Raw genomic sequence first — 24679 nt, forward strand, 5'->3', positions numbered from 1 at the left:
CCTTAACGAATTTTATAGAATTCGCGGAAAGATCCAGACCGGAACTTGCGTACCCGGACCGTAGGTATCCTCCAAGGATACCTACAACAAATTGATTTTAAAGAGAATTTGGTGGGTGATGTAGGGCTCGAACCTACGACCCGCTGATTAAGAGTCAGCTGCTCTACCAACTGAGCTAATCACCCGCACCGCTTGTTCTTCCGGTGTGAGGGCGATATAAATAGGATCGCTTTCATTGTCCAGCCGATTGACGAATTTTCTTTGCCGAATTGTCAAAAAAAACCGGATAAGTCAGAAAACCCTTTAAAATCAAAGATCCAGCGTTCCGGACGCGATGCGAACAGCCTGGCCGCCAATACGCGCATTGGAAATTTCACCATTGGTGACATCGATGTGCAGATGGATGAGCGACGGCCTGCCCATCTCCACGCCCTGTTCGACGATGATCGGATGATGGCCATCCGGCAACCTGTCGAAACGATGGATGGCGCCGGACAGCGCGGCGACTGCGGACCCCGTTGCAGGATCCTCAACGATGCCCATGCCGGCGGCAAACATCCGCGCATGGAACTTTGCGGTGTGGTTGACCGCGCCTCGGCAGTAGAGGTAGGCCGAGGCCAATGCCCCGTCGACGAAGGGCACGGTCTTCTCCCAGAGCTGCGGATCGAACTCCACACGCCCGGCGGTGCCTATGTCGCGCACGGGAATGAGCAGGAACGGCACGCCGGCCGACCACAGCGACACGACGTGATTCTCGAAAGCGAGTTCGCTCGGCTGCAATCCCAGGGCATTGGCGATCCCGAGCCTGTCGAGCGGCAGGGTGATCTGCTGCGATTTGCGCGGCAGGTCGAATTCGGCAAAGCTCGCCTGCTGCTGGCGGAGGCGAACGGCGCAGCGCACCGGTCCGACCTTCTCCTCGAGCACGCACACCAGATCGAGTTCGCCGCCATTTCCGGCATGATTGCGCTCGGCAAGAGCTATAGCGGTGCCGACGGTCGGATGGCCGGCAAACGGCAGTTCACGCCCGGGCGTGAATATCCGCAAGCTGGCGCTGTGGGCAGGATTGGTCGACGAGCAGACGAAGACAGTCTCCGAAAGGTTCATCTCTCTCGCGATCGAAAGCATTTCCGCGTCGCCGAGCCCGTCCCCGTCGAAGATCACGGCCAGCGGATTGCCGGCCAGTTTGCGATCGGTGAACACATCGTAGATGCCGTAACTGCGAGCCAAATCAGCCTCCTGAAATCTTCGACGACGGGCAACCTGCCCGACCGCGCTGCCAAGTGCAAGGCGACTGGCTCAAGCCTGCCGATTGAAATACCAGTCGAGGATGGTCACCATACTCCCGTGGTAGGGCTGAGCCTTCGGATCGGCCGAACGAATGACCACAGCGCCGGCAATTTCCTGCTCCTCGTCGTCAATCATGTGCCGCTCGATTGCCGCCACCAATTCTTCCGCCGTCTGCGAAAAACGGAAAATGCGAAACAGCGTGACGGTGCTGTTCTGGTGGACCCCGTAATATCCGCCATCGGCCGTCGCAAGGTCCAGATCGAGCCCGGTTTCCTCCCCTACCTCGCGACGCATATTGGAGGCTATGTCGCAGAAACCGTCGACGATATCGTGTTCGTCTAGCGAGCCGGCAGCAAAATACACCTGGCCGGGATTGGCGGTATGCGCGCCCATCCTGATTGCCACCAGCGCCCCATCGGAGCTGGCGATGACGGGATAACCGAACAGATGAAAGCCGCCGCTGCGATCCGCCTGCTTGCGCCACCACATGAAGGACGAGAACGGCACCACGTGACCCTCGCCGCGAATTCCGGAAGAGGTGATCTCCAGACGTCGCTGGAACACCATCCGGCCGTCGAACAGCGTCGGGTTGGCGGCAATCTCCGCTGCCCAGTTGGCCGTGATGGCATCGGCATTGGCAAGATGGACCGGATGGTCGCCGGCCAGCACCCGCAGTTCTACGGCAGGAACCGCAATAACAGTCTTCTCAGGCGGCCATCCGGCGGTTTCTTCGATGCGTGTCGTGTTCATTATAAATTCCAGGGTCATGAGGTCGGAAAGTCGAGATGCGTGCTGCCTGTGCAAGCCACCGCATCGATGGCATCTCGATATCGGGAAATTTAGCCGGCCTTTCCTGTGACGGTCGATTTGAACTTGCCCATGAGGTAGGGGCCGGAAAGGACAGGCGCATATTTCGGGCTATCGCCCGGCGCCACGCAAGACGGCAAGCAGGAGATTTCCGAAAACCAGTTCGGCTGGTGAAAGAAGGCCAGTGACTGGCGACGCTGTAGCCCACCCTCCTCCGCAGACGGATTGACCACCCTGTGCATAGTCGAGACCCAGCGGTCGTTGGTCCACAGCGCCATGAGATCGCCTATGTTGATGACAAATGCACCGGGTACCGGCGGCACCGGTGTCCAGCTGCCGTCCGGTGCGATGATCTCAAGTCCCTTGGATCCCGGCTGCGGAAGCAGGATCGTCAGGCTGCCATAGTCCGTATGCGCACCCGCACGCAGTTGCCCCGGCTCGGGAGACACTGCCTGTTCCGGATAATTGAGAGCTCTGAGGGCGCTGATGGGAGCGTCGATATGGGCATCGAAAAAATGTTCGTCGAGCTGCAGTGCCGTCGCGAACACCCGCATGATCCGCGCAGCAAGGTCTTCCATTGCGCTATAGTAGTTCTTCCAGGCCTCGGTGAAACCCTTCGGAGCAGATGGCCAGATCGTCGCCGCATAGCAAAAGCTAAGCGCCTCCGTATCCGTCATACCCGGCGGTACGGCCAGAGGCCCGCCATTGAAACTCTCTTTCAGATCAGGCGGTGTCTCGACGTTACGCGATTTAGCCAGCGCTTCCGTGCCGGGCCCGAGATAACCGTAGGGATAGCCAGGATAAGGGGCACTGGCCTGCTGTTTCTCTGCCGCGGGCAAGTCGAAGAAGGCCTTTGTCGTAGCCCAGATGTCCTGAATAATGCCGTCGCTGATGCCGTGGTTGGCGATTGCCAGGAAGCCTGTCGAGCGGCAGATATCATCGACAACATTGCCAAGCCTTCGCTTATCGGAAGCCCCTGCAGCCTCATAGGCGCCGAGATCGAAGATTGGAAAAGCTGTGCTCTGCATGGCGACTCCTTTTGAACGACACTCGACTGAAACACAGCTGGCAGAGGGCGACAACCACCTCATGAGGGAGATCGCCATTCAGTGGCTACAGCCTCCAGCCGGCGCGGATGACCACCGGTATCCGGTCGCCCGGTGACACCGAATGGCGGGTGTAGGCGCGCAGGACCTGGCCATCGGGCAGAGCTAGCCGCACGGCATAGCGTTCGCCCTCGTAAAGCACCGCCTCAACGCTGCATTCGATCCCTTCGGCATCGGCGATGACGTCCTCCGGACGCACCAGAATATCGACAGATGCGCCACGACTGCTCGACGAACCCGCCATCAGAGGCGCCAGCGCCCTCCAGTCGAGGGCTCGTCCGACCGTCTCGGGCGATAGCGGCAGCGAAAGAATGCTGCCTTGGCCAATCAGGCTACCCACCAGCTTCCCCTCGGGACGGGCATAGATCTCGGCGGGTTCGGCAACTTGCAGCAAACGGCCTTCCGACATGACGGCGACATCCGTTGCCAGCGCCATCGCCTCGCTCTGGTCGTGCGTCACATAGACCATCGTGGCACCAGAGCGCTGGTGGAACTCGCGGAACGTTTCCTCCATCTCCTTCTTCAGATGTCGGTCCAGATTGGCGAGTGGCTCGTCGAGCAGCACGACGTCGGGCGATGTCACCAGGCAGCGCGCCAGCGCCACCCGCTGTCGCTGGCCGCCAGAGAGGTCAGCCGGGCGACGCTCGGCATAATCACCAAGCCGCACGGTGCGCAGCGCCTCCATCACCCTGTCGCGATAGTCCAAACCGGAAATGCCACGGACCTTGAGCGGATAACCGACATTGTCGGCGACGTTCATGTGCGGCCATAGCGCATAGGACTGAAACACCATCGCCATATTGCGTTTTTCCGGCGGGAGAGCGGACATCGCATTGGCAAGCAAACGGTCGCCGAGATGGATCGAACCTCCCGTCGGCTGCTCGAAACCGGCAATCATCCGCAGCACCGTCGTCTTGCCGCAACCGGATGGCCCGAGAAGCGCGAGGAACCCACCCTCGCGCACGGTCAGCGAAAGTCCTTCGACGGCGGCGCGACCCGTTCCGAAATCCTTGCTGAGCGTATCGAGGATCAGCTGCGCCACGGCACCACTCCCTTCGGCAGCCGATTGGCCAGAAGCTCCAGAAGCAGCATCAGGAGAACCACCATCGCAACGACCAGCACGGACATCGCAGATGCGAGGTCGGAGCTGCCGCTGTCGTCGAGATTGTAGATGACCACGCCAAGCGTCTGCGTGCCCGCCGACCAGAGCAGCGCCGACACCGTCAACTCGTTGCAGGCAATGAGAAATACGAGGATGACAGAGGCACCGGCGGCCGGCGCTATCAGCGGCACGATGATATCGACCAGGCGGCGCCGGAAGCCTGCCCCCGAGAGCCGCGCCGCTTCTTCCAGCGCCGGATCAAGCTGCAGGAACGCGCTCATCACCGGTTTGAGGCTGACGGAAAAATAGGCCGAGAAGTAGGCAAGCAGGATGATCCAGATCGTGCCGTAGAGCGTGACATGGATGAGCGGCAGGGGCGCTGCAAACAGCAGGATGAAGCAGACAGCGATGATGATCCCCGGCAGCGAATAGGGAATGTCGATCAGCCCCGCCAGCAGCCGGCTGGCAAGGTCCCGCCGCTTCGTCAGCACGTAGGCGGCAAGCACCGTCAGCACCAGCAGGCCGAGCGCTGTGGCGCCAGCGAGAAACAGCGAATTGCCAAAAGCGACCCGTGTCACCGACTGGTGAAACAGGATTTCCTCGAAGGCATGCAACGATGCCGTCTTCAACGAAAGCGGCACGCCGTAGGCAGGCACCAGCGCGCCGGCGACAAGCGCAAGGAATGGCGCCACCAGCATGATGAACACCAGCCCCCAGAGCAGCGGTCCGGCGGCAAGTTTCCAGCGTCCAAGCGCAAAGGCAGCTGACGCACCGGAGAGACCGATGACGCGGTAATCCCGCCCTCGCAGCGCCCGGTTCTGCAACGCAAGCCCGGCAATCGAAATGACCGCGATGATCGACGACAGCACGGCGACATCCCCGAATGTGCGCGGGCCAAAAGCGGAGAACTTGGTGAAGATCAACGTCGACAGCGTGAAGATCGAGGCGGGAATGCCGAGGATCGCCGGAATGCCGAAATTGCCGATGGACGAGACGAAGGCGATCGCAGCACCGGCAACGATGCCCGGCATCGATAGCGGAAGGATGACATCGCGAAACACCCGGAAGCCACCCGCGCCGGAAAGCCGGGCAGCCTCGACGCCATCGCGCGGCAACGCCATCAGGCCGGCCCGCAGAGCGAGATAGACCAGCGGCGCGTGCTGCACACCGTAGAGCAACGCGATACCGCCGATCGAATAGAGCGGCTGTGGCGACCCCAGCGGCGGCGCGATGTGGAGTGCTTTGAGCAGCGGGCTCGAGGGGCCGCTCATCTGCACCCAGGCGAGCGCCGTGACCTGCGGCGGGATCATCATCGGTAGCACGAAGAGGAAACTGAGAATGCCCTTTCCGGGAAGATCGGTGAGACCGAGCAGGAAGGCAAACAGGCAGCCGATGGCCACGGAAATGACGGTGCCGATCACCGCGGTCTCGACCGTGTACCAGGTGGATTGCCACAGGCCGGCATCGGAGACGAGATCATATGCACCGCCGTGCAGCAGAGCTGCGATGCCGGCAACGGCAAGGCGCACCAGCGGCATGGCCGACAGGATCAGAACGGCAAGGACAACGAGGGGAAACAGCCAGATTGGCTGGCCATTTCCCCGGCGAAGATAGTCTGTCATGCGTGGTCCAGGTTGATCGACGGGATCTTGTAACTCACTTCACACCGTAGAACGAGGAGAAGGTCTTCAGATCCTGGTCGGTATTCTTGACAGCCGCTGCGGCATCGAGCGGCAGCACCTTGATCGTGCTGCGCGCCGGAAAGCCCTCTGGCATGGCAACCCCGTTGCGCGCCGGAATATAGCCGAGCTTGACGAAACCCGCCTGCCCCTTCTCGGACAGCACATAGTCGACGAACGCCTTGGCAGCATCCGCGTGCTTGGCCGTCGACAGGATCGCAACCGGCTCGGTGACGGCGGACACGCCTTCGGTCGGGAAGACGAAGGCGAGCGGTGCGCCCTTGGCCTTCTCGCGGATCGGCATGTAGTCGACGATCATGCCATAGGCCTTTTCGCCTGAAGCCACCGACTTCAGCACCTGGCCGTTGCCGCCCGATGCAATCGCCCCGTTGGCAGCGAGGCTCTTGTAGAAATCCCAGCCGAGGCTCGGCACACCCGCCAGCGTCTGCGCATGGATCAGCGCTGCACCTGATGTCAGGGGGCTCGGCATGACCACGAGGCCCTTGGCTTCCGGTTTGGCCAGGTCTTGCCAGCTGGTCGGCTTCATGGCGGCGGCAGTGTTGTAGACGATGCCGGTCGTGATCAGCTTGGTCGAATAATAGTAACCGCCTGCGTCATAGAGCGACGCATCGTAGTTCACGGCTTCCGGAGACTTGTAGGCCATCAGCTTGCCAGCTTCCTTGAGCCGCTCGAGCGTCACGGTGTCGGCGATCAGAAGCACGTCGGCAACGGGATTGCCAGCGACCATCTCGGCCTGAAGCTTGGCCATGATCTTCGGTGTGCCATCACGCACCCAGTCGACCTTGATCGACGGGTTCGCGGCCATGAAGCCATCGACGGTCGCCTGCGCATCTTCGTTCGGCTGGCTGGTGTAGAGCACAAGATCGGCAGCGGAGGCCGGCAATGCGGCAAGGCTCGCGGCAAACAGCGCGGCGGCGGTAGCGATCGTCTTCATGGCTCGGTCCTCATTGGTTTGCACTTCCCATAGGGACGGCGTTTTACAGATGTGTGACAGGTCGGCGTGCAATCAATGGCATTTTGCAACGGTCGCGTGCTCAACCGATGGGGAACTGCATCCAACAGGCACAACAACGCCGGAGGCGCCCGGCAGACGAACTGTGCGGCTCCGGAGATAGAGGGATTTCAGAATGGCCCACGGCCGGACAAAACGTCTGCCTTGAGCAAGCGCACCCACTAGGCCGCCTTGGAGACGATCTCTTGCGCAATCAGGTCCGCCAGGCGGTGAATGCCCTCTTCGATCTGCTGGTCGTCGGCGCGGGAAAAACTCATCCGGAATGTATTGGCGCCGGATCCATCCGCAAAGAACGCCTGCCCCGGCACGAATGCGACCTTGGCCGTCTGTAGCGATTTTGCAAGCAGCGTCGCTCCATCCATGCCCTCCGGCAGGGTGACCCAGATGAACATGCCGCCTTCAGGCTTCGTCCAGTGGGTCCCGGCCGGCATGTACTTGGCAAGGGCTGCCAGCATGCAGTCCCGGCGGCGCCTGTAGACCGTTCCGATCCTGGCAACCTGAGCCGGGAAACCATGCTCGACGACCTTGTGAATGGCCATCTGGTTGATGGTCGAAGAGTGAAGATCCGCCGCCTGCTTCATCAGCACCAGCTTGCGGATTACCTGAGCGTTGGCAACGACGTATCCGACGCGCAGACCCGGTGCCATCGTCTTGGAAAAACTGCCGCAATAGATCGTCCGCGTTGCTTCGATATCGCCCTTGCGGGAAATCTCCAGGGCAAGGATCGGCGGGATCGGGTTGCCGTCGTAGCGCAGCGACTGGTAGGCGGCATCTTCGACGATAGCGATATCGAGATCGTCGGCGAGGTCGATGAGCTTTTCGCGCGCCTCGAGGTCGATCGTCTCACCGGTCGGATTGGCAAAATCCGGAGACAGATAGGCAAACTTCACCCGCCCACCGGCCTTCTCCGCAGCAGCGCGATAGGAACCCGGCGTGCGGTTGCCGTTCGGCGTCAACCGGTCGTAAGTCGGCTCGTAGGCGTTAAAGGCCTGCAGCGCGCCGAGATAGGTCGGCGCGGTGACGAGAGCCGTATCATCGGGAGACAGCATCAGCTTGCCCAGATAATCGAGCGCCTGCTGCGACCCGGAGACGATGAATACGTTGTCGAGGCCGCAGGCAACGCCGAGCCCGGCCATCTGCTGCACGAGCCACACACGCAGCGGCTTGTAGCCCTCGCTGACCGAATATTGCAGCGCTGCATCGACAGTCGCACCGTCGAAGATGTCGGCGTAGGCCTGCTTGAACGCATCCTTCGGAAACAACTCCGGATCGGGGATCCCGCCCGCGAACGAGATGATATCCGGCCGATCCAGCAGCTTCAATAATTCGCGGATTTCAGAGGCGCGCATCCGGCTCGAGCGCGTCGCAAAGATCGTTTCCCAATTCAACATGGGGCTTCCTCGTAATTTTGTGTCTTTCGGGAAGCTAACCACGCAACAAAAGATAAGTCAATAATGCTGACCTATTTTGCCAATAGGCAGTGACGATTTTGATGATGAATAGGAAGCGAACGATCGGTCCATACAGTTGGAAACGTCAATTCCCCCGACGTTGCTGGTGTGTTATTCTTACTGGATAGACATCGATCAAGAGATGGTAAGATGGCAACCGCAACCCTATCGTCCAAATTCCAGATTTCGATCCCGAAAGAGGTCCGAGATCAGCAAGACTGGTCTGCGGGTCAGGAGTTCGTTTTCATCCCGAAGGGCAATGCGGTGCTGATTATGCCAGTGCCGACACTCGAAAGCCTCAGGGGGATTGCGGCTGGAGGAAATCCTGAGAACTATCGCGACCGCGACGATCGTCTCTGATGCGCGTGGTCGATAGCTCGGCATGGATCGAATGGTTGCTCGACAGCGCGACTGGTCAACGCTTGGCCGATGAAATGCCCGAACGCGACAAGTGCGTCGTGCCCACCATCGTCCAGCTCGAGCTATCCAAGTGGCTGAGCCGCGAAAAGGGTGAAGAAGCCGTCGATCAGTTTTTCGCGTTTACAGCCACATGCATCATCGCGCCACTAGATACGGCGATAGCACGACTGGCAGCGGAGACGGCAACGCGCCACAAACTGTCGATCGCCGATGCAATCATCCACGCAACTGCTGAAACTTACGATGCAGACATTCTGACCTGCGATGCGCATTTCAAAGGTCTGGCTTGGGCAGCCTACGTCGAGAAGATCAGCTAGCGTAACCCGAAACTTCGCTCTACCCACCATACGGAAAAGGCCGAGGCTTTCGCCCCGGCCTCCTTGTCTCACATAATATCACGAAAGGCTTAGTTGACGGCCTTGTCGACCAGCTTGTTCTTGCCGATCCAAGGCATCATGCCGCGCAGCTTGGCGCCGACTTCCTCGATCTGGTGATTGTCGTTCATGCGACGGATGCCCTTGAAGCGCGAGCCGCCGGCACGGTATTCCTGCATCCAGTCCGAGGTGAACTTGCCGGTCTGGATGTCGGTCAGAACGCGCTTCATTTCAGCCTTTGTTTCGGCCGTGATGATGCGTGGGCCGGTGACGTATTCGCCCCATTCCGCCGTGTTCGAGATCGAGTAGTTCATGTTGGCGATGCCGCCTTCATAGATCAGGTCGACGATCAGCTTCACTTCGTGCAGGCATTCGAAATAGGCCATTTCCGGTGCGTAGCCGGCTTCGGTCAGCGTTTCGAAACCGGCGCGGATCAGTTCGACCAGGCCGCCGCAGAGGACGACCTGCTCGCCGAACAGGTCGGTTTCGCATTCTTCGCGGAAGTTGGTTTCGATGATGCCCGAACGACCGCCGCCGACGCCGCAGGCGTAGGAGAGCGCCAGTTCAAGCGCGTTGCCGGAAGCGTTCTGGTGAACGGCCACGAGGCAAGGCACACCGCCGCCCTTCTGGTATTCGCCACGAACCGTGTGGCCGGGGCCCTTCGGTGCGATCATGACGATGTCAAGCGACGCCTTCGGCTCGATAAGGCCAAAATGGATATTCAGGCCGTGGGCAAAAGCGATGGCGGCGCCGTCACGGATGTTGGCTTCGATGTCGGCCTTCCAGATATCGGCCTGCAACTCGTCCGGGGTCGCCATCATCAACAGGTCGCCCCACTTGGCGGCGTCTGCGACGGTCATGACCTTGAAGCCATCGGCTTCGGCCTTCTTGATCGTCTGCGAACCGGCCTTGAGCGCGATGACCACATTGGCGGCGCCGCTGTCCTTGAGGTTCAGCGCATGGGCGCGACCCTGGGACCCGTAGCCGACGATGACTACGTTCTTGGCCTTGATGAGATTGAGATCGGCATCACGATCGTAATAGACGCGCATTTGATTTTTCCTTCCCTTGCTTGTCGATTTTGGTTTGATCCATCAGACGGATGCGGCTGCATCCGCCGAAACTTTTTCCGTGCCATAGAGCCTGAGGAAAGCACTGACCGCCCTCTCCGCCTGCTGGGCACCATCCTTGATGCTGCGTTCGCCGAGCAGCATGCGAACGTGCAGGTCGGAGACAACGAGGCCATAGAGCGTATGGTAGGCCTCGTTGGCATCGTCGAAGCGCAACAGCCCCGCCCGCTTGCCGGCATCGATCAGGCCGCTGGCACGTCGGTCGATCTGTCGACGTCCGCGCTCGAGCAGCAGCTTCCCAAGCTTCGAGCCATCGCGGTTCGACTGGCCGATCGCCAACCTGTTCAGTGCCAGCGATACGTCGCCGGCCAGCACTTCCAGGAGGTCGCGGGCAAAGATCACCAGATGATCGTGCAGGCTCGTCGCCGTCAGCCGTTCGCCGTTGCGCTCGAAGGTACGGACCTTGCTCGCCTGGTGGGCAATCATCGCAGACAGCAACCCGTCGCGGTCGCCGAACCACTTGTAGAGACTTTCCTTGGAGCAATTGGCGGCGCGCGCCACGCCGGATGTCGTCAGCGCCTTTTCGCCACCGTCCACCAGCAATCGCAGCGCCTGCTCCAGAACGGCGTTCTGACGTGGCGAAAACTCCGATGTCTGCAGTGCGTCGCTCGGCACAATGACCACTCCCACTTGCGTACCGTACGGTACGGTTCGCAGCCTTATGCCGCAGCTGGCTCAAGGCGTCAAGCGACTTTGGGCAGAGAGCCGAAGAAATTTCCGTGAGCGCCGAGACGTGCGGCCAGCTGCTGCGCGAGCCCTATTCGGCGGCGATGGGCGCGCGCATGCCTTCGACGTCGCGCAGCGGCGACAGGCCGTAGAGACGGCTGTATTCGCGGCTGAACTGCGACGGGCTCTGGTAACCGACGCGGTGGCCGGCGGTGCCGACATCGAGCCGCTCGATCAGCATCAGCCGCCGGGCCTCGTGCAGCCGCAACTGCTTCTGGTACTGCACCGGCGTCATCGCTGTGATTGCCTTGAAATGATGGTGAAAGGAGGAAACGCTCATGTTGACGTGCTCGGCCAACTCCTCGATGCGGAGCGGACGAGCGAAATTCTCTCTGAGCCAGGCAACGGCGCGGGCGATGCGGTGGCCGTGATTGTCGGCGACAGCGATGTTGATGAGTTGTCCACCCGCTGGTCCCGTCAGGATGCGGTAGAGGATCTCCTGCTCGAGCAGCGGCGCCATCGCCGGGATGTCGCTCGGATTATCGAGCAAGCGGAGCAGCCGCACGGCAGCATCGAGCAATTCGGGCGTCGCGATGTTGACCATCATTCCGCGCTGGCCCGCAGCAGGTTCGGCTGGCCGCTGGATATCCGTCCGGCTGAGCAGATCGAGCAGTTTCTCGGGGCTGATGGCAAGCGTTATGCAGAAGTGCGGGACTTCCGGACTGGCCTCGACGACGCGCCAGGCGACAGGGAGATCGAGCGACGTCAGGAGGTAGTCGCCGGCGCCGTAATTAATGGTGTCGGTTCCGAGCTGCAGGCTTTTCGCCCCTTGGATAACCATCGCGAAGCACGGCCGATAGCTGGCGTGGCAGGGTGCGCTCGGCATCGAGCGACGGCTTATCCCGAGCCCTTCGATCGCTGTCTTGAACTCTCCTTCGCCGGGCGCAAACCGGGCGGCGATCGATGCGATTTCATGATGGGGATTGAACATCAGTGTCATCAAGGCACTCTTAATCGGGGGTGCAGGGGGAGCAAGCTACCGTTCCTATGTAGGCGAAATCCCTAGCCCGGCAAATAGGCGGCGTTCACACTTTTGCAGGATCGGGCAAAAACCTGAGAGGATCGCTCTAACGCCGGTGACAGGAAACGCGGCATAAGGGATCATCACCTTGCAGCCCCCAAAGAAGGAATATCCCATGCCAATCGCAAAAGGCTACGCCGCAACGGACGCGTCCAAACCCCTCACCCCTTTCACATTCGAACGGCGCGAGCCGAATGCCGACGACGTCGTCATCGACATCAAGTTTGCCGGCATCTGCCACTCCGACATCCACACCGTTCGCAACGAGTGGAAGAACGCCGTATACCCGATCGTTCCCGGCCATGAGATTGCCGGCATCGTGTCCGCCGTCGGCGCCAACGTCACCAAGTTCAAGGTCGGCGACCACGTTGGCGTCGGCTGCTTCGTCGACAGCTGCGTCGGCTGCGCCAACCGGGATGTAGACAACGAGCAGTACATGCCCGGTCTCGTGCAGACCTACAACAGCGTCGAAGCCGACGGCAAGACGCCCACCCAGGGCGGCTATTCGGACTCGATCGTCGTCAAGGAAGGCTATGTCCTCTCGATCCCGGAAAATCTTCCGCTCGACGGCGCCGCCCCCCTGCTCTGCGCCGGCATCACGCTCTACTCGCCGCTGCACCACTGGAAGGCCGGTCCCGGCAAGAAGGTTGCCATCGTCGGCATGGGCGGTCTCGGCCACATGGGCGTGAAGATCGGCGCCGCCATGGGTGCCGATATCACGGTGCTCTCGCAGGGCCTTTCGAAGAAGGAAGACGGACTGCGGCTCGGCGCCAAGGAATACTACGCCACGTCGGATGCCGAAACCTTCACCAAGCTGGCCGGCACCTTCGACCTGATCATCTGCACGGCCGGTGTCGCGATCGACTGGAACGCCTATCTCGGCTTGCTCAAGGTCAATGGCTCGATGGTCATCGTCGGCGCGCCTGAACATGCAATCCCGGTTCATGCCTTCTCGCTGATCCCGGGCCGCAAGAGCCTGTCGGGCTCGATGATCGGCTCGATCAAGGAAACGCAGGAAATGCTCGACTTCTGCGGCAAGCACAACATCGTCTCGGAAATCGAGAAGATCAACATCCAGGACGTCAACGAAGCCTATGAACGCGTTCTGAAGAGCGACGTGCGTTACCGCTTCGTCATCGATATCGCTTCGCTCGCAGCGTAAGTCGAAATCATCCTGAAGACATCAAGGGCGGCCCTCGCGGGTCGCCCTTTTGCGTGACCTCAATCCTCGCGCGGCGTTTCTTTCTGCGTGATCAGCCGTGCGCTGTGCTGGCGGCTGAGATAGATCCACAACCAGCTCCAGGCAACGCTGAGCCTCGACCGCGTGCCGATAAGGAAATAGATGTGGGCAAGCCCCCATATCCACCAGGCGAGACCGCCCTTCATTTTGATCCATCCAAAATCGATGATCGCCGCGCCCTTGCCAATGGTGGCGAGGTTTCCCTGGTGGTGGTAGCGGAAGGTATCCGGCACGGTCTTGCCGGAAAGCCGCGCCTCAATCACCCTGGCGACGAATGCACCCTGCTGCTTGGCGGCGGGCGCAACACCGGGCACCGGCGCCCCGTCTTCGCGCAGAACCGACGCCGTGTCGCCGATCACGAAGATTGCGTCGTCGCCGGGTACCGTCAGGTTCTTTTCGACAACGACCCGGCCTGCGCGGTCTGCCGGCACATCGAGCCAGGCCGCCGCGGGCGACGCCTGCACACCGGCTGCCCAGACGATCGTTCGGCACGGAATGAAGCTGTCGCCGACAACGACACCGTCGGCCGTGCAGGACGTCACGGCCTTGCCGGTGCGGATCTCGACGCCGCTGCTCTGCAGCTTGCTGTGGGCGTAGGCCGACAGGTCATCGACGAAGGCCGAGAGAATGTGCGGCCCGGCCTCGACGAGAACGACCTTGGTCTTCGTGGTATCGATGCGGCGGAACTCCTTCGGAAGGGTATCGTGCGCCAGTTCGGCGATGATGCCTGCAAGTTCGACACCGGTCGGTCCGGCACCGACGATGACGAAGGTCAGCAGCGCCTCGCGGATCGCCGCGTCTTCTTCCATCTCGGCCCGCTCGAAGGCCAAAAGCAGGCGGCGGCGGATGGTCGTGGCATCCTCGAGCGTCTTCAGGCCGGGTGCGACCGGCTCCCATTCGTCATGACCGAAATAGGCGTGCGTGGCACCAGTCGCCAGCACCAGCGTATCGTAGCCAACGATTTCGCCGTTGGTAAGCGCCACGGTCTTTGCCTGCCTGTCGATGCCCTCGACTTCGGCCAGCAGCGTCGTGACATCGGGCCGCTCGCGATAAAGGCTGCGGATCGGCCAGGCGATCTCGGAGGTCGACAGCAGTGTCGTTGCGACCTGATAGAGTAACGGCTGGAAGAGGTGGTGATTGCGCCGATCGATCAGCGTGATGCGGACAGGCGCCCGCCTGAGGTCGTTGACGATCTGCAATCCCGCAAAACCGCCGCCGACCACGACGACATGATGTTCCTGCATGACGATCCTTTCCTGTGCTCCCCCTCCTCACGTGAGCCTGTTCTCGACGGACATCAACCGCCGTTTACGCATGGCTCCGTTGCACATCCTCAGATCCGCCAGCCGACGACCAGAGCTACCTTCCCGGAAGAACAGCAATTGCGGGCTAATCCTCCACGCTAATGTCGACACCAACGTCCGCGTGCATTAAGCGTTGGGAAGCCGACGCCTGCAGTGGCGACTGGGGGAACACAGTATTGACCGTGTCGAAAAAAGATAATCCGGCTGCTGAGAAGACACTGGCCCAGCATATCCTGCCGACATCCGGCACCATGGTCGGTATCTGCACCACGCTGATCGGACTGGTGAAGGTTGTCGAGGGCCGCATCGGGCCAAGCCGGGTCGACGAGTACGCAGGCTGCGCCTCGCTTCTCTTCCTCGTCAGCGCCATCACGTCCTATTTGTCGATCCGCTTTGCCAACCGGCTGAAGCTCAGCAGGACACTCGAGACGGTCGCCGACCAATGCTTCTTGTTCGGCCTGTTCGGCATCACTCTCATCGGCTTGTTGTTCGCCTATGAGGCGATCTGAGCACCCGCCTATACCGCATACCCAACGGGGATTGCCATTCCGCTTTTGAGTTCCTCCATCGAGATGGAAGCCGCTACGTCGAACAGTTCGACCCGGCGGACGATGGTCTTGTAGATCACGTCGTAATGCTCGACGCTCGGCAGCACGATCTTGAGGATATAGTCGTGGTTGCCCGTCAGCCGGTGCGCCTCGACGATCTCCGGTATGTCGGTGATAGCCCTCTTGAAGCGCTCGATCCATTCGTCGGCGTGATGGGCGGTCTTGATCAGCGCGTAGACGGTGGTGGGCACGCCCATTTTGCGGCGGTCGAGCACGACGATCCGCCGGGCGATATGACCGCTGTCCTCCAGTCGCTGGATCCGGCGCGAACAGGCGGATACCGACAGAGCCACGGCATCGGCCAAGGCCGTGACCGATATTCCGGCATCGCCTTGCAAGATATCGAGCAATTTCCGGTCCCGTTCGTCCAGCATCAGCGTCCCTCCTCACTACCACGCGATAAATTTGCACGAAGAAGACATATCGCACAATCTTATTACGTTATTTTTGTAAATCGAACGAAAAATGCAAATCACGCGCGGATGTTTCGAACGACAATGGTGGCAACGGAATCACAAGCGGAGACAAATTCTATGCGCACCATTGGCCTGATCGGCGGCATGAGCTTCGAAAGTTCGGCGGTCTACTACCGTCTCGTCAACGAGATGGTCCGCGATGCACATGGCGGCCTGACCTCTGCCGAGGTTCTGATGCATTCGGTCAATTTCGCCGATATCGTCGCCTTGCAGAAGGCCGGTCGCTGGACCGACGCCTCCAGACGACTCGGGGACGTCGCAGCCGGCCTGGAGCGCGCCGGTGCCGACTGCGTGCTGATCTGCACCAACACCATGCATCTGATTGCTGAGGAAGTGGCAGCCCGCATCTCCGTCCCGCTGGTCCACATCATCGATGAAACCGCAAGCGCGCTCAAGGCAGCCGGTCGCAGGAGGCCGCTGTTGCTTGCCACCCGCTACACCATGGAACACGGGTTCTATGCCGACCGCATGGCCGAACTCGGCGTCTCCGTGATCGTGCCTGACGCCGATGACCGCACGGCGGTGCACGACATCATCTTCGACGAACTCTGTGCCGGCAAAGTCCGCGATGAATCGCGTGTTAAACTGCTGGAGATCGTCGAACGGGCGAAGGCTGGCGGTGCGGACAGCGTCATCCTTGGCTGCACCGAGATTTGCCTCATTCTCGATGCTGAAAAATTGCCGCTGCCCGGTTTCGACAGCACGACGATCCACGCACGGGCAGCCGTAGATTTCGCCTTGGCGCCGCTGGCCAATATCGACGCCGAAGCTGCCTGAAAACACCTGGAAACGCTGGATCCGGCGCGCGCCTCAGGCGCCGGATTCGTCGAACCTGCGGCGGGCATCCCGGACGTTGTCGTGGTTGGCCTCCGCCCAGTTCAGCAAGTGCGACAGCGGCTCATAGAGCGAGCGTCCAAGATCGGTCATCCGGTATTCGACACTCGGCGGCTTTGTCGGAAAGACCTCGCGTTCAACATAACCGTCGCGCTGCAGGTCGCGCAGCGTCTGGGTGAGCATCCGTTGCGAGATATCAGGCACGGCGCGCTTTAGTTCGCCAAAGCGATAGGGACGCTGCGACAGCGCATCGACGAGCAGCGTCGACCATTTTCCATGGATTTGCTGCATCACGTCCCGGATGGGGCAATTGCTCGGATCGAGTTTGGCGACGTCGAACACCCGACCATTCCCGGCCATGTCCTTGTTGCGCAGATTGACGACGGTGCCGCTCATGGCAGTTCCCTTTTGGTAACCTATGGCAGAAAAACTGCCTCCTTTACAGAACTCTCTCAATTCCTATTGTAGCGCAAGTCTCTTTTTGAGACTGCAACGCCGGTCGTGGAGCCGGTTGCAAGGAACAGAGGAAAACCCCATGACCCTTCTCGTCACCGGCGCTGCCGGCAAGCTCGGCCAGAGCGTCGTCCATCACCTGCTCGAAAGCTACAAGGTCGCTCCCGGCGATATCGTCGCCGCGACCCGCAGCCCGGAAAAGCTCGGCACACTTGCAGCCAAGGGCGTCGTCACCCGCAAGGCGGATTTCGACGATGCGGCAGGCCTCGTCTCGGCCTTTACGGGCGTCGACCGCCTGCTGATCATCAGCACGGATTCGCTCGACACTCCCGGCAAGCGCCTGGCTCAGCACAAGGCTGCCATCGAGGCTGCCAAGGCCGCCGGCGTCAAGCACATCCTCTACACCTCGATGCCAAACCCTGACAAATCGCTGGTGACCTTCGCCCCCGATCATCTCGGCACCGAGAATGCCATCAAGGCCAGCGGTATCGGCTACACCATCCTGCGCGACGCCTGGTACCTGGATAATTTCATGATGTCCCTGCCGCACAATCTGCAGGGCGGAAAGTGGTACACCGCGACATCAGGCGGCAAGGCGCCCTACATTTCCCGCGAAGACTGCGCGCTGGCCATTGCCGCAGCCCTTGCTTCCAGCGATACGGAAAGCAAGACCTACACGCTGACAGGCTCTACTTCCTATTCGATCAAGGATGTCGCCTCGACGGTCTCTGCTGTCACGGGTCGCCCGCTAGAGGTCATTGACGTCACCGACGAACAGCTTGCCGCCGGTATGGCCGGCGCCGGCCTGCCGCCATTCCTGGTCGACATGCTGGCATCTGCCGACGCAAACATACGCGCCGGAAACTTCGACAGCCTGACCGCCGATTTCACGACACTGACCGGCAAGGTTCCGCAGACGCTGAGAAGTTTCTTTGAAGAACGAAAGACTGAATTGGCGGCGTAAGCCCAAGGCCGCTAACCCAATCTCCCCCATCCGGGGGCGATTGGGCGACGGTGGCCTAAACTATCTGCCCGCACGCCCGGCGAAACCGGCGAACGGTCTCCGCCATGCCGAACTCCAGCGCATCGGCAGTGAGTGCATGACCGATCGATGCCTCGGCAAGCTGCGGGATACGCTTGATCAGGTCCGGCAGGTTGGCGACCGTCAGATCGTGACCGGCATTGACGCCCATCCCCAGCGCGATGGCCGCATCGGCTGTCTTGCCAAGACCCGCAAGCACGGCAGCCGCCCGCTCCGGCGAATTATGACATCCACCGTATGGACCGGTATACAGCTCGATCCGGTCGGCACCGACAGTCTTGGCAATCGCTACTACCTCGGGATCGCCGTCGCCGTCGGCAAACAGCGAGACGCGGCAGCCCAGCTTCTTGTAGGGCCCGATCACATCGGCCAGAAACGCTTGGTGCTTGCGGAAATCCCAGCCATGGTCCGACGTCGCCTGCGACGGATGATCCGGCACCAGCGTCACCTGCTCCGGCTCGACACCGGCACAGAGATCGAAGAATTCTGGCGTCGGATAGCCCTCGATATTGAATTCCGCCTCAGGGAATTCGTCGTCGATCAGCGCGCGAATGACTGGGAGGTCCGAAAATCGCACATGTCGCTGATCCGGACGCGGATGCACCGTCAATCCGCTGGCGCCGGCTTGGAGCACGATCCGCCCGAGCGCCTCGAGGCTCGGCCAGGGAAGGTCCCGGCGGTTGCGAAGCATGGCGATGGCATTGACATTCACGGAGAGCTTGGTGGGCATCGTCGATATCCAGTTCACGAGCAACGTGCCTGCGCTTTTAATCCGATCGCCCCGTCAACGCCAATGACATTCGCATGTGCAAGCCATGCAAAAGATTGATGCAACCGGCAGACCTCAGCGAACGATGGTCAGCGTCTCTGCGGCACGGGTGATCGCCGTGTAGAGCCAGCGTTCGCGCGTGTCGCGAAAGGCCCAGCTCTCGTCGAACAGGACGACCTTGTTCCACTGCGAGCCCTGTGCCTTGTGCACCGTTAAGGCATAACCGAAGTCGAACTCGTCATAGCGTTTGCGGGTGGTCCACGGGATTTCACCCTGGACATCCTCGAAGGCCGTCTTCAGCACCTTGATCTTGGCCGCACCGCGATCCATGTCGTCGTCTTCAGGACGGATCAGAAGGTTGATGCCGGGCTTGGTGGTCTCTTTGGACGAGGTCATGACCTGCCAGAGCGAGCCGTTCAGCAGCCCCTTAGCCGGATCGTTACGCAGGCAGACGAGCTTGTCGCCAGACTGCGGATATTCTGTATTGAAGCCCTTCAGCTCGCGAAGGCGCTGGTTGTAGCGCTTGCGTGTCTTGTTGGTGCCGACGAGCACCTGATCGGCCTCGAGCACCAGCGGCTGCGTAACCTCGCCCTTGGAGATGACCTGCACGGTCCCGTAATCGCCGTGCATGATCTCCTTGCCTTCGCGCACCTGCATGGCGAGCTGGATGATCGGGTTGTCGCGAGCCTGGCGGTGGATATCGGTCAGCAGGTAGTCCGGCTCTTCATTGGTGAAAAACCCACCCCCGGTGATCGGCGGAAGCTGGCCCGGATCGCCGAGCACAAGGATCGGCGTGCCGAAACTCATCAGATCCTTGCCGAGCGCCTCGTCGACCATCGAGCACTCGTCGACGACGATCAGCGCAGCCTTCGACACCGGGCTCTGCCGGTTGACGGTAAACATCGGCGTCATCGAGCTTTTGCCGGTTTCCTCATCCTCGACGGACTCCTCGCCGCGCGGACGATAGATCAGCGAATGGATGGTCCGGGCATTGGTGGCGCCGCGCGACCGCAGCACCTGGGCAGCCTTGCCGGTGAAGGCGGCAAACAGCACCTCCCCATCGACATTCTCGGCGAAATGGCGGGCAAGCGTCGTCTTGCCGGTTCCGGCATAGCCGAACAGGCGAAAAAGCGGCGACCGCCCGTCCTTCAGCCATTTGGAAACGGCCTTAAGCGCTTCATCTTGTTGTGGCGCAAATTGCATCGCCGGACTTGGCAGGATTCGCCCTTTGGAGGCAACCGGAAAAATCTGCGGATACCGGGAATAAGAGGCAGACCTACCCTCACCCACCCCCCAACGCAGGTGAGCCTCCCCAACGCTGCCTTACTTCAGCATCGGCCAGAGGCTGAGCACGAGCAGAACCGCCATTGTAATATTGAAGCACTTCAGCCGCACCGGCACCGCCAGCCACTCGCGCAGCGCCGATCCGAAGCCGGCCCAGGTGGAGACCGTCGGGATATTGACTGCGGCAAAGACCAGTCCGACGATCGTCACGCTGACAAAATATCGGTCCGCATCGGTGTAGGCAGCCATCGCGGTGACGGCCATGACCCAGGCCTTCGGATTGATCCACTGGAAGGCAGCGGCTGCGAAAAACGACATCGGCCGGGCGCCGCCTTCCCTTTCACCGAGGCTGCGCGACGAGCCGATCTTCCAGGCAATCCAAAGCAGATAGGCCCCGCCTGCGAATTTCAGGGCGGTGTATAACACCGGGACCGTATGCAAGATGGCGCCAAGCCCAAGACCGACGCTCAAAAGCAGCGACAGAAAGCCGACACCTATGCCGAACATATGCGGGATCGTGCGCCGAAAGCCGAAATTTACCCCCGATGCGAACAGCATCATGTTGTTCGGCCCGGCGTGATCGACGTGGTGAAGGCAAATAGAAGCAGGGCCAGCAACGTATCAGGCGGCATCATCGTATCCCCGGCATGTCGCGTTTCCATCGCCCTGTGCAGTACACGGAATGTCCGTCCTCTAAGACGCGTGCATCCGATATGCACACAATCCTCGTGATGTACGAGATGACAAATGTGACGGTGACAAAATAGCATCGGGCAGCGCGTCCGTGGCTGACACCGACGACCGGGGTCACGACAGTGTGACCTTTAAAACTGTAGTGCGGAGCATACATCACTGGGAGACAAGAAGCGTACTCTGTGAACCTCTTCCATGAACGATACGAAAGACGACAGCCATGAGCGATGCCATCCCGTCGATTAGCTTTCCTTCCGGCATCAGCGTTCCAGCCCTTGGCCAGGGCACCTGGAACATGGGCGACGATGCCTCCGGGGCGAAGACGGAGATCGAAAGCCTCCAGGTCGGCATCGACCTCGGAATGACGATGATCGACACTGCCGAGATGTATGGCGAAGGCGCCTCTGAACGGCTTGTCGGCAAGGCGATCAAAGGTCGTCGCGACGAGGTTTTCCTTGTCAGCAAGGTTTATCCCCACAATGCCAACAGCCAGGGCACCGTCGAGGCATGCGAGCGCACCCTGCAACGATTGGGAACCGACCGACTCGACCTCTACCTGCTGCACTGGCGCGGCAGCTACCCACTGGCACAGACAGTCGACGCCTTCGAGCGGCTGAAGGCTGCCGGCAAGATCCGCGCCTGGGGCGTGTCGAATTTCGATGTCAATGACATGGAGGAACTGTTGCGGGTGCCGTCGGGCCGAAACGTCGCCACAAACCAGGTGCTCTACAATCTCGGCCGGCGTGGAGTAGAATTCGACCTGCTGCCGTGGTGCCACGACCGAAATATCCCGGTGATGGCCTATTCGCCTATCGAGCAAGGCCGGCTGACGCGCCACCCGACGCTCGTCCAGCTTGCCAAGGCCTATCAGGCTACGCCTGCCCAGGTCGCACTTGCCTTCGTCCTCAGGCGCGACGGCGTCATCGCGATTCCGAAGACGTCCCAGCCGGCGCGCACCAGGGAAAACCGGCAGGCAGTGTCGCTCGACATTTCGAATGAGGACTGGGCAGCCATAGACGCCGCCTTTCCGCCTCCGCAGAGGAAAACACCGCTGGAGATGCTCTGATCTCCAGCGGCGCCACATAAAAGCAGCTTACATACCCTGCGGGCCGCGGTTCATTGCCGCGATGCCCGTGCGGCAGACCTCGACCAGGCCGAGCGGCCGCATGATGGCGACGAACTGGTCGATCTTCGACGACTTGCCGGTGATCTCCAGAATGAAATGTTCGACGGTGGCATCGACCACCTTGGCGTGGAAAGCGTCGGCCAGCCTCAGCGTCTCGGCCCGCGTCTCGCCGGTACCGGTGATCTTGATCAGGGCCACTTCGCGCTCGATCGGCCGTTCCTGGCCGAGTTCGCGGGCCCGTACCGTCAGGTCGACAACCCGGTGAACGGGGATGATACGCTCCAGCTGCGCCTTGATCTGCTCCAGCACCGGTGGCGTCCCGCGGGTCACGATGGTGATGCGTGACAGATGCGCCTGATGTTCGGTTTCCGACACGGTCAGGCTCTCGATGTTATAGCCGCGCCCGGAAAATAGGCCGATGACGCGAGCAAGCGTGCCCGGCTCGTTATCGACCAGAACCGAAAGCGTGTGGTTCTCGGCCGTCGCAGTTTCCGGCGAAATGAAATAGGCGGAGCCGGTCGGTTGAAGGTGTGCATTCATGATCTTGGGTCCGTTTCCTCAGATATTTGTTCAACGCCATGCATGATTGGAGGCGCGTCCACCGCGCCTCCGCGTCGCGATCAAACCAGCGCGCGCCCCTTGGCGTCGATGGCGTTGGCGACGGCCTCGTCGGTGGCTTCGTCCGGCAGCAGCATCTCGTTGTGTGCCTTGCCCGACGGGATCATCGGGAAGCAGTTGGCGAGATTGGCAACGCGGCAGTCGACGATGACGGGACGCCTGACGTCGATCATTTCCTGGATCGTCGCATCGAGATCGCCGGGTTTTTCGACGCGCAGGCCGACGCCGCCATAAGCATCCGCCAGCTTGACGAAGTCAGGCATTGCCTCGGTGTAGGAGTTCGACAGGCGGTTACCATGCAGCAGTTGCTGCCACTGGCGAACCATGCCCATGTACTGGTTGTTGAGGATGAAGATCTTGATCGGTGCATCGTGCTGCACCGCCGCCGACATCTCCTGGATACACATCTGGATCGAGGCATCGCCGGCGATGTCGATGACCAGCGCCTCCGGATGGGCGATCTGGACGCCAAGCGCTGCCGGCAGTCCGTAGCCCATGGTGCCGAGGCCGCCTGAAGTCATCCAGCGGTTCGGCTCCTCGAAGCCATAGAACTGGGCCGCCCACATCTGATGCTGGCCGACTTCGGTCGTGATGTAGGTGTCGCGATGCTTCGTCAGCTCATAGAGCCGCTGGATCGCGTATTGTGGCATGATGACATCGTCGCTCATCTTGTAGGCGAAGGAATTGCGCGCCCGCCAGCGGTTGATGTCGTCCCACCACTCGGAGAGCTGGCCGGGCTCCTGCTTCTTGGGCAGGGCACGCCACAGGCGGATCATGTCTTCGAGGACATTGCCGACGTCGCCGACGATGCCGATGTCGACATGCACCGTCTTGTTGATCGAAGACGGATCGATATCGATGTGGATCTTCTTCGAATTCGGCGCAAAGGCGTTCAGGCGACCGGTGATGCGGTCGTCGAAACGGGCACCGATGCAGACCATGACGTCACAGTCGTGCATCGCCATGTTGGCCTCGTAGGAGCCATGCATGCCGAGCATTTTCAGCCAGTTCTTGCCGGAAGCTGGATACGAGCCGAGACCCATCAGCGTCGATGTGATGGGGAAATTGGTCAGCTCGACCAGCTCGCGCAGCAACCTGGAGGCTTCCGGGCCTGCATTGACGACGCCGCCGCCGGAATAGATGACGGGACGGCGGGCAGTCGCCATCAGTTCGATGGCCTGCTTGACGCGGTTGATGTCGCCCTGGACCTGTGGCTGGTAGCTCTTCTGGACGGCATGGGCTTCAGGCGGCGTATAAGTGCCGGTGGCGAACTGAACGTCCTTGGGGATGTCGACGACGACGGGGCCCGGACGGCCGGTCTGGGCGATCCGAAAGGCTTCGTGGATGACGGCCGCGAGCTTGTTGACGTCCTTGACCAGCCAGTTGTGCTTGGTGCAAGGCCGGGTAATGCCGACCGTGTCGCATTCCTGGAAAGCATCGGAGCCGATCAGCGTCGTCGGAACCTGGCCGGTCAGGCAGACGAGCGGGATCGAATCCATCAGCGCATCCTGCAGCGGCGTGACAGCGTTGGTGGCGCCGGGGCCGGAGGTCACCAGCATGACGCCGACTTTGCCGGTCGAGCGCGCATAGCCCTCGGCTGCGTGTCCGGCGCCCTGCTCGTGGCGGACGAGGATGTGCTTGATATCGTCCTGCTGGAAGATCTCGTCGTAGATCGGCAGGATTGCGCCGCCCGGATAGCCGAAAATATGCTCGACGCCATTGTCCTTGAGCGCCCGCAGGACGATTTCTGCGCCGGTCATCCTGTTATCGCTGATCTGCTTGTCTGTGCCCGTCATTGTCAAGTTCCGTTGCCTGCTTGAGTATTCTGGAAGCGCGACGCCCGATTTCGGGCATAAAAAAAGGCTCCTTCGGGAGCCTGTTGTCTAGCGCATGGGTGGCTATCGCCGGATGGTTACACCATCCTGCCCATGCGCTGTCCCACCACAATAAGAGTTGTCGCTATGTTCATGACCGGAATTGATAGACAGAAAATTTCGTAGCGTCAACGCTTTGGGCAATAAAAAGTCAATGCACCAAAGGTCAGCTGAAAAAACAAGCACTTCGACAGGACTTTGTTAAGCGGATAACCCTATGCT

Annotated in this window: 24 protein-coding genes, 1 tRNA gene and 1 pseudogene; 7 read left to right on the plus strand and 19 right to left on the minus strand. The window is 60.8% G+C overall.

Going from position 1 to position 24679, the window contains the following annotated elements; all coding sequences use genetic code 11:
- Positions 1-109 precede the first annotated feature (109 nt).
- The 8 genes from J5289_RS12800 to J5289_RS12835 form a co-directional block, all read right to left on the minus strand.
- Positions 110-185, minus strand: a tRNA-Lys gene (locus J5289_RS12800).
- 124 nt (positions 186-309) lie between these two features.
- A complete protein-coding gene (locus J5289_RS12805) occupies positions 310-1227 on the minus strand; it encodes a PhzF family phenazine biosynthesis protein (RefSeq protein ID WP_209184004.1) in 918 nt (305 codons plus the stop codon).
- A gap of 69 nt (positions 1228-1296) precedes the next feature.
- Positions 1297-2037 carry an NUDIX hydrolase gene (locus J5289_RS12810; protein ID WP_247749107.1) on the minus strand — a complete coding sequence of 247 codons (741 nt, stop codon included), beginning with the start codon at positions 2035-2037 and terminating at the stop codon, positions 1297-1299.
- A gap of 89 nt (positions 2038-2126) precedes the next feature.
- The gene (locus J5289_RS12815; RefSeq protein WP_209184006.1) at positions 2127-3122 is read right to left on the minus strand and encodes an isopenicillin N synthase family oxygenase; all 996 of its coding nucleotides are present in this window, start codon (positions 3120-3122) and stop codon (positions 2127-2129) included.
- An 85-nt stretch (positions 3123-3207) separates the two neighbouring features.
- The gene (locus tag J5289_RS12820) at positions 3208-4242 is read right to left on the minus strand and encodes an ABC transporter ATP-binding protein (protein WP_209184007.1); all 1035 of its coding nucleotides are present in this window, start codon (positions 4240-4242) and stop codon (positions 3208-3210) included.
- Entirely contained in the window at positions 4230-5924 is a 1695-nt protein-coding gene (locus J5289_RS12825) for an iron ABC transporter permease (RefSeq protein ID WP_209184008.1), read from the minus strand. The genes J5289_RS12820 and J5289_RS12825 overlap by 13 nt, the downstream gene beginning before the upstream one ends.
- Positions 5925-5958: 34 nt before the next feature.
- Positions 5959-6936 carry an ABC transporter substrate-binding protein gene (locus J5289_RS12830; protein WP_209184009.1) on the minus strand — a complete coding sequence of 326 codons (978 nt, stop codon included), beginning with the start codon at positions 6934-6936 and terminating at the stop codon, positions 5959-5961.
- Between the two features lie 239 nt (positions 6937-7175).
- Positions 7176-8405, minus strand: coding sequence for a PLP-dependent aminotransferase family protein (locus tag J5289_RS12835; protein ID WP_209184010.1), 1230 nt, complete (start codon positions 8403-8405; stop codon positions 7176-7178).
- A 210-nt stretch (positions 8406-8615) separates the two neighbouring features.
- Here J5289_RS12835 and J5289_RS12840 point away from each other — a divergent pair, with 210 nt between their 5' ends.
- Together J5289_RS12840 and J5289_RS12845 are read left to right on the plus strand one after the other, a co-directional pair.
- Complete coding sequence (locus J5289_RS12840; protein ID WP_111222917.1) at positions 8616-8825, plus strand: AbrB/MazE/SpoVT family DNA-binding domain-containing protein; 210 nt, start codon at positions 8616-8618, stop codon at positions 8823-8825.
- Positions 8825-9202 carry a type II toxin-antitoxin system VapC family toxin gene (locus tag J5289_RS12845; protein WP_209184012.1) on the plus strand — a complete coding sequence of 126 codons (378 nt, stop codon included), beginning with the start codon at positions 8825-8827 and terminating at the stop codon, positions 9200-9202. The genes J5289_RS12840 and J5289_RS12845 overlap by 1 nt, the downstream gene beginning before the upstream one ends.
- 89 nt (positions 9203-9291) lie before the next feature.
- Here the strand turns inward: J5289_RS12845 and ilvC are convergent, their stop codons facing one another.
- The 3 genes from ilvC to J5289_RS12860 all read right to left on the minus strand — a co-directional run bounded on the left by ilvC (position 9292) and on the right by J5289_RS12860 (position 12055).
- On the minus strand, positions 9292-10311 hold the full coding sequence (ilvC, locus tag J5289_RS12850; protein ID WP_111222915.1) for a ketol-acid reductoisomerase: 1020 nt from the start codon (positions 10309-10311) through the stop codon (positions 9292-9294).
- 42 nt (positions 10312-10353) lie between these two features.
- Positions 10354-11019, minus strand: coding sequence for a TetR/AcrR family transcriptional regulator C-terminal domain-containing protein (locus J5289_RS12855; RefSeq protein ID WP_374108265.1), 666 nt, complete (start codon positions 11017-11019; stop codon positions 10354-10356).
- Positions 11020-11146: 127 nt separating this feature from the next.
- On the minus strand, positions 11147-12055 hold the full coding sequence (locus tag J5289_RS12860) for an AraC family transcriptional regulator (protein ID WP_111222914.1): 909 nt from the start codon (positions 12053-12055) through the stop codon (positions 11147-11149).
- 196 nt (positions 12056-12251) lie between these two features.
- Here J5289_RS12860 and J5289_RS12865 point away from each other — a divergent pair, with 196 nt between their 5' ends.
- Positions 12252-13298, plus strand: coding sequence for an NAD(P)-dependent alcohol dehydrogenase (locus J5289_RS12865; RefSeq protein ID WP_209184014.1), 1047 nt, complete (start codon positions 12252-12254; stop codon positions 13296-13298).
- Positions 13299-13357: 59 nt separating this feature from the next.
- Here the strand turns inward: J5289_RS12865 and J5289_RS12870 are convergent, their stop codons facing one another.
- A complete protein-coding gene (locus tag J5289_RS12870) occupies positions 13358-14620 on the minus strand; it encodes an NAD(P)/FAD-dependent oxidoreductase (RefSeq protein ID WP_209206529.1) in 1263 nt (420 codons plus the stop codon).
- A gap of 236 nt (positions 14621-14856) precedes the next feature.
- Here J5289_RS12870 and J5289_RS12875 point away from each other — a divergent pair, with 236 nt between their 5' ends.
- Entirely contained in the window at positions 14857-15189 is a 333-nt protein-coding gene (locus J5289_RS12875) for a hypothetical protein (RefSeq protein WP_111222911.1), read from the plus strand.
- 8 nt (positions 15190-15197) lie between these two features.
- Here J5289_RS12875 and J5289_RS12880 read toward each other — a convergent pair whose 3' ends face one another.
- On the minus strand, positions 15198-15662 hold the full coding sequence (locus J5289_RS12880; RefSeq protein WP_209184016.1) for an Lrp/AsnC family transcriptional regulator: 465 nt from the start codon (positions 15660-15662) through the stop codon (positions 15198-15200).
- 159 nt (positions 15663-15821) lie between these two features.
- Between J5289_RS12880 and J5289_RS12885 the strand changes: the two genes are divergently transcribed.
- The gene (locus J5289_RS12885; protein WP_209184017.1) at positions 15822-16541 is read left to right on the plus strand and encodes an aspartate/glutamate racemase family protein; all 720 of its coding nucleotides are present in this window, start codon (positions 15822-15824) and stop codon (positions 16539-16541) included.
- A 33-nt stretch (positions 16542-16574) separates the two neighbouring features.
- Here the strand turns inward: J5289_RS12885 and J5289_RS12890 are convergent, their stop codons facing one another.
- On the minus strand, positions 16575-16994 hold the full coding sequence (locus tag J5289_RS12890; RefSeq protein ID WP_209184018.1) for a helix-turn-helix domain-containing protein: 420 nt from the start codon (positions 16992-16994) through the stop codon (positions 16575-16577).
- Between the two features lie 139 nt (positions 16995-17133).
- On the opposite strand from J5289_RS12890, the gene J5289_RS12895 reads away from it, so the two are divergent.
- Positions 17134-18015 (plus strand): SDR family oxidoreductase, encoded by an 882-nt coding sequence (locus tag J5289_RS12895; protein WP_209206528.1) that lies wholly within the window; start codon positions 17134-17136, stop codon positions 18013-18015.
- A gap of 55 nt (positions 18016-18070) precedes the next feature.
- Here the strand turns inward: J5289_RS12895 and J5289_RS12900 are convergent, their stop codons facing one another.
- The 3 genes and pseudogenes from J5289_RS12900 to J5289_RS12910 all read right to left on the minus strand — a co-directional run bounded on the left by J5289_RS12900 (position 18071) and on the right by J5289_RS12910 (position 20778).
- Positions 18071-18823 carry a pyridoxine 5'-phosphate synthase gene (locus tag J5289_RS12900; RefSeq protein ID WP_209184020.1) on the minus strand — a complete coding sequence of 251 codons (753 nt, stop codon included), beginning with the start codon at positions 18821-18823 and terminating at the stop codon, positions 18071-18073.
- Positions 18824-18937: 114 nt separating this feature from the next.
- Positions 18938-20065 (minus strand): ATP-dependent RecD-like DNA helicase, encoded by a 1128-nt coding sequence (locus J5289_RS12905; protein ID WP_111222907.1) that lies wholly within the window; start codon positions 20063-20065, stop codon positions 18938-18940.
- Between the two features lie 120 nt (positions 20066-20185).
- A pseudogene (locus J5289_RS12910) lies at positions 20186-20778 on the minus strand (LysE family translocator).
- Positions 20779-21059: 281 nt separating this feature from the next.
- Here J5289_RS12910 and J5289_RS12915 point away from each other — a divergent pair.
- Positions 21060-21905: an aldo/keto reductase gene (locus tag J5289_RS12915; RefSeq protein WP_209206527.1), complete on the plus strand. Its 846-nt coding sequence runs from the start codon at positions 21060-21062 to the stop codon at positions 21903-21905.
- Positions 21906-21932: 27 nt separating this feature from the next.
- On the opposite strand, the gene ilvN is transcribed toward J5289_RS12915, so the two are convergent.
- Positions 21933-22505 carry an acetolactate synthase small subunit gene (ilvN, locus tag J5289_RS12920; RefSeq protein ID WP_209184022.1) on the minus strand — a complete coding sequence of 191 codons (573 nt, stop codon included), beginning with the start codon at positions 22503-22505 and terminating at the stop codon, positions 21933-21935.
- Between the two features lie 80 nt (positions 22506-22585).
- The gene (locus J5289_RS12925; protein ID WP_209184023.1) at positions 22586-24379 is read right to left on the minus strand and encodes an acetolactate synthase 3 large subunit; all 1794 of its coding nucleotides are present in this window, start codon (positions 24377-24379) and stop codon (positions 22586-22588) included.
- Between the last annotated feature and the right edge of the window lie 300 nt (positions 24380-24679).

It is taken from the genome of Rhizobium sp. B230/85 (genome assembly GCF_019355735.1).
GTDB classification, from domain to species: domain Bacteria; phylum Pseudomonadota; class Alphaproteobacteria; order Rhizobiales; family Rhizobiaceae; genus Rhizobium; species Rhizobium rhododendri.